Origin of the sequence: Mesorhizobium silamurunense (assembly GCF_014843825.1) — a bacterium.
Lineage (GTDB): Bacteria > Pseudomonadota > Alphaproteobacteria > Rhizobiales > Rhizobiaceae > Mesorhizobium > Mesorhizobium silamurunense.
The window spans coordinates 1-5,234 of the sequence record NZ_JHQR01000320.1; the positions used below are offsets into that span (position 1 = coordinate 1).

Consider the following 5,234-nt stretch of genomic DNA (forward strand, 5'->3'; position numbering starts at 1 on the left):
ATGGCTGCCGCTCGCGCTGATGGGCGCCAGCGCCGTGCTGCTCGACATCGGCGTCACCGGCGACCAGACGCTCGGCCGCCGCGCCGTCAACCTGCTGCAGCCGAAGGCGCGCGGGAGGCTCAATGGGCTCTTCGTCGGGATATTCTTCCTCGGCGGCGCGGTTGGGTCGCTGCTGGCGGGGATTAGCTGGGCGTGGGGCGGATGGAATGCCGTGTGCGCGGCGGGGGCGGCGTTTGGGGTGGTCGCGCTGGTGGTGGATTGGGTGGAGTAGCAGCGGCGCCTGAACTGCTGATCTCCCCCTTGTCGGGGAGATGCCCCGCAGGGCAGAGGGGGGCGCGAAGGAACGCTACTTCGCGCATTTGTCTCTTGCGAGACACGTCACTACTGGTTGCCAAGTTAACTGAGACGCCGGCGGGACAGCGCCCCCCTCTGGCCTGCCGGCCATCTCCCCGACAAGGGGGAGATCAGCAGTTTCGGCGCCTCAGCCAATCCCGCCTGTCACCACATAAGCCCCCGCTACGCATCCATCCGGCAACCGCACGATCGCCGTGACGATCGAGCCATAGGAGCCGCGCCAGACGCTGTGGAAGCCCTGATGTGTCGAGGCCGGCAACACGACCCGACCGGTGTAGCGGCTGCCATCCGCCTGCATGAGGACCGGCTCACCGTTTACGTGGACCTTGACGGTGGCTGCATCCGGTCCCGTGCCGGCAGCATCGATCTCCAGCGCGATCGCGATCTCGTCGGTGTCGCCAGCGCGAACCGTTTCGGCAACCAGCGAAAGCGTGAGCGACTCATCGCCGGCGCGACCTCCAGCGCCCCTGCTCTCTGCGAACACATCATCCGCCAGCGCCGGCGTGCGCGGCGGGACGGTGCGGCGCTGGGTGGCGCGCTCGTAGTCGCCGGCGAAGCGCAGCAGCGCCGTGTCGTCATAGGCCTTGCCCGCGAAGGTCAGGCCCACCGGCATGCCGATATCGGGCATGGTGCCCATCGGCACCGTCACCGTCGGGATGCCGAGATGGCGCCAGACGAGATTGCCGTTGGCGACCCAGGTGCCGTTGCGCCAGGCGAGCTCGGCGGAGGCCTCGTTGACGTCGGCATCGGCCGGGCCGACATCGGCGGCGGCGGGCAGCACCACGGCATCGAGCCTGTTCGCCTGCAGCCACTCCTCGAAATCGACGCGGCGCGTTGCCTCCAGACCCTTCAGCCCTTCCTCCATGGTGGGAATTTCTTGCAGCGGCGCCACGCCTTGCTTCGCCCGCTCGACATATTCGGCAAGGTCAAAACCGTCGTCGCCGTAGCGGTCGGGCAGCGCGCCCGGCGGCTGCGGAAAGATCTTCGGGCCATCGACAGATGCGAGATCGGGGATGGCCGGATCGGCATTGGCGCGCAGGAAATCGTCCCACGACCAGATCGAGAGATCCCAGATCTCGCGGGCGGCAAACTCCTTTGGCACCAGGCCGCGATCGACCATGGAGCGTGCGCCCGGCCGGTCGCGCTCGTAATTGGAGACGACGGGGAAATCGACCTCGACCACCTCGGCGCCGAGCGCTTCCAGGTCACGCGCGGCCTGCCGCCAGAGCTCCAGCACCGAAGCGCGGGTCTCGATCGGCCGCTCGGCGCCGGCGTCCTTGCCGATATACATTTTCGGCACGCCGAGCCGCTTGCCCTTGAGCGCGCCTTGCAACGCCAGCCCGGCATAGCTTGCCGGCCTCAGCGTCGAGGCTTGCGGGATCGGCACCCAGGGCTGCACGCGCCAGAAATCGCCCCTCGCTTCGGCATCGTCGGCGACGATCACGTCGAGCAGTTCCAGCATGTCGGGAACAGTGCGCGTATGCGGCACCACCACATCCATCGTCGGCACCAGCGGCCAGTTGCCGCGCGCCGAGATCACGCCACGCGAGGGCGTGTAGGCGACAAGCGCGTTGTTGGAGGCCGGCGCGCGGCCGGACGACCAGGTTTCCTCGCCCAGCCCGAAGGCGGCGAAGCTCGCGGCCGTCGCCGTGCCCGAGCCATTGGACGAACCTGAGGCGAAAGCGGCGGTCAGCCAGTCGGCATTGTACGGGCTTTCGGCGCGGCCATAGACGCCGCGCTGCATGCCGCCATTGGCCATCGGCGGCATGTTGGTGAGCCCGATCAGCACCGCGCCCGCCGCGCGCAGCCGGGCGATGGTGAATGCGTCCTCGGTGGCGACCAGATACTCGAAGGCCGGCGAGCCGGCGGCGACCGTTAGGCCCTTCGCCTTGTAGCTGTCCTTGGCGGTGTAAGGGATACCGTCGAGCGGCCCGAGAGTTTTGCCCTCTCGGCGCCGCCGGTCGGAAGCTTCCGCCTCTTCGAACATCTTTGGATTGAGGATCGGCACGGCGTTGAGCGCGATGGCGTGGCGGTCGTAATGGGCAATGCGCCGCAGATATGCGCCAACCAATTCGACGCTGGTGACGGTGCCCGCTTCTAACGCACGGCGCAGGTCGGCGATCGAGGCTTCGACGAGGTGGAGTGTGGACATGATTGGCTGTTAGGTTGGCGTTTCCGTCACCTCTTGCCCTGCCGGATGTCTATACCGCAAGGGGGAGATTAGATGTCGCGATGGGTTTCGCCTGCGGTGGAGGATGGACCGGCAGAGGGAGATGCTGTCCTGCCGACGGCTTAGACCGCGCCAGCGCTTGTTAATGTTCGCGATGCTCGCAGCTTTGCACGCGATCACAACGTCTTGCTGTCGAACTGGCCGTTCTGCTTCATAAGCTCGATATAGGTCTTGGCCTGGGCGTTGCCGTGCTCCGCTGCCTTGAGGAACCACTTGGCCGCTTCGCGGTAGTTTGGCTTGCCGTCAATCCCAAAATAGTAGAGCGTCCCAAGACCGAACTCAGCATCGACATTGTCGGCCTTTGCCGCCTCCAGCCACCAGAACTCGGCTGCTTTGAGGTCCCTGGCTACGCCCTTGGCATTGGCGTGGGCGTATCCAACCCCCAACTGACCTGAAACATGCCCCTGCTTGGCCGCCTTCAGCCACCAAAGCATCGCATTCGCATCGCTTTGGACCAGGCCAATGCCTTTTGAATAGGCGACTCCAAGATTCGACTGCGCGCTGGCGTCGCCCTGGTTGGCTGCTTTCAACCACCAAGACGCCGCGTCCGCGTCACTCTTGGCAACACCTCTGCCCGTTGAATAAGCGGCTGCCAGCGCCGACTGCGCCTGAACGTCGCCTTGCTCGGCCGCTTTGCGATACCACGCTGCAGCTTGAGCGTCGTCCTTGCCCACGCCCTTTCCGAGCGTATAAGCGCTTCCAACGCTATACTGCGCCTGGGGAACGCCGCTGATCGCGGCCTTCATCCACCATTGAAATGCCAGCCTCTCGTCCTGCGCCAGCCCTTCACCTTCATGGTAGAGAACGCCGAGCATGTATTGGCCATTCGCGTTCCCCTGATCCGCAGCCTTGCGCGCCCATATGGCTGCGAGCTGGCTGTCTTTGCCGACTCCTAGACCGAACTTGTAAGCCTTGCTGAGGACATAGGCGGCTTCTGGATGCCCCTTGTCGGCCGCCCGGCGGGTCCACATCGCTCCCATTTTGTCGTCTTTTTTGACGCCCTGGCCGTCGAAGTAAACCTGACCGAGACTGTAAGCGGCCTCGACGCTCCCCGCATCGACCGCCTTGCGCCACCTGCTCATCGCTTTTGGTCAGCCCCTGGCCCCGAAAGTACAGAGCGCCGAGCTGGTATTCGCCATTAGCATTGCCCTTGTCGGCCGCTTTTTTCGCCAAACTGGCGGCAAGCTGATCGTCCTTCGCGACACCGCGCCCCAGAGAATAAGCCTGACCAAGCGCGGCCTGAGCCTCCGCATTTCCTCCGTCAGCGGACTTGCGCCACCAATAGACCGCCTGCTAGTCGTTTTGCGCGGTTCCTTCGCCGCGCCAGTACATAGCGCCTAGATAGCCCTGCGAATCCACGTTGCCCATGTTAGCAAGCAGCGAAAGCTGTCGAAACTCTTCACCATAGTCTTTGGCCAGGAAGGCGGCCTGCATCTTTCTTATGGCAGACCACTGCACATAGTAGTTTTTGACCGGCCCGAACAGGACATAGACGGCCAGGACTACCAAGGCGAGGCACAGCAATGGCCCGGGACGCGGCAAACGCGGGCTATAGACTTTCGTCTGCGACCCAGGTGGCCATTCGAAATTGCTCAAGATCACCCGCCCATTTGCAATCAACAGTAGTTGATAGCGCAATCTGGGCCGTTCTGAAATATACGCTGTAATAAAAAGCTACTCCGGCGCCCCAGCGAACAGCACCGTGCCATCCCCGCCTGCTGCCGGCCAGTCGCGGATGGTGCGGTCGATGCCGCCGGTCAGCAGCGTGCCGTCGGCGGCGAAGGCGACCGCGTATATCGGGCCGGTGCCGGGGTCGAACTCGGCGATCTCGGCGCCGGTGTCCATGTTCCATAGCCTGGCGGTGCCGTCGAGCGAGACGGAGCCCAGGCGTTTGCCGTCCGCCGACAGCGCCAGCGCATAGACGGTACCGGAATGGCCGTCGAAGCGGCGCACTTCCTTGAAGCTATCCAGGTCCCAGAGCTTGATCGTGTAGTCGCCGCTGCCGGTCACCGCATGATGGCCGTCGGCCGTGAAGAGCGCACCGTAAGCGCCGCGGTCGTGGCCGAGCCAGCTGCGCAGTTGCTTGCCGGCGACTATGTCCCACAGCTTCAGCTCGCCATCGATGCTGGCGGTCAACGCCTTGGTGCCGTCGGGTGAGACGGCGACGGCGCTTACCGACCAGTCATGGCCGGGCAGCAGGTGCAGGACAGTGCCCTTCTCAAGATCCCAGACGATGACGGAGCCGGTGTCGTGCCCGCTGACGGCGCGCTTACCGTCGGGGCTGACGGCGAGCTTGTTGACGCCGCCGTTCTGCCCTGAGGAGAAGACGTGCAGCACCGCGCCGTCGGACAGCTGGCGCTGCGCGATCTCGCCGTCGTCGCCGGCGGTGAGCGCGGTTCTGCCGTCCGGCATGAAGAGCGCGGTGCGCGCCATGTCCTTATGGACGCCCAGATTGCGGATCAGGCGCTTGCCGTCGATGTCCCAGAGCTTGATCATGCGGTCGGTGCTGGCGCTCATGATCTCATGCCCGTCTGCCGACACCGCCAGCCAGACTACAGCGTCACGATGGCCCTCCGGCGCGGTCGGCTGCGCCGAGGGCTGCGGCGGGAGCGGCGCCACCGTCTCAGGCGGCGTGGCCATTTCAGGCTGC

4 protein-coding genes and 2 pseudogenes are annotated in these 5,234 nt (G+C 65.2%); 1 reads left to right on the top strand and 5 read right to left on the bottom strand.

Translation table 11 applies throughout. From position 1 onward, the window contains the following. Positions 1-271: pseudogene (locus DH10_RS31055) on the top strand (MFS transporter); the annotation flags it as partial. Between the two features lie 210 nt (positions 272-481). Here the strand turns inward: DH10_RS31055 and DH10_RS31060 are convergent. From DH10_RS31060 to DH10_RS31080, 5 genes and pseudogenes are all read right to left on the bottom strand, one after another. After that, a complete protein-coding gene (locus tag DH10_RS31060; protein WP_192247415.1) occupies positions 482-2,506 on the bottom strand; it encodes an amidase in 2,025 nt (674 codons plus the stop codon). A 194-nt stretch (positions 2,507-2,700) separates the two neighbouring features. Beyond that, positions 2,701-3,666: an SEL1-like repeat protein gene (locus tag DH10_RS31065; protein WP_192385695.1), complete on the bottom strand. Its 966-nt coding sequence runs from the start codon at positions 3,664-3,666 to the stop codon at positions 2,701-2,703. Positions 3,667-3,739: 73 nt separating this feature from the next. Further along, positions 3,740-3,823 (bottom strand): annotated as a pseudogene (locus tag DH10_RS38360) (hypothetical protein); the annotation flags it as partial. Positions 3,824-3,877: 54 nt separating this feature from the next. Beyond that, entirely contained in the window at positions 3,878-4,180 is a 303-nt protein-coding gene (locus DH10_RS31075; protein WP_192247409.1) for a hypothetical protein, read from the bottom strand. 78 nt (positions 4,181-4,258) lie between these two features. Further along, on the bottom strand, positions 4,259-5,234 hold a 976-nt coding region (locus tag DH10_RS31080), incomplete at its 5' end, for a WD40 repeat domain-containing protein (protein WP_192385696.1).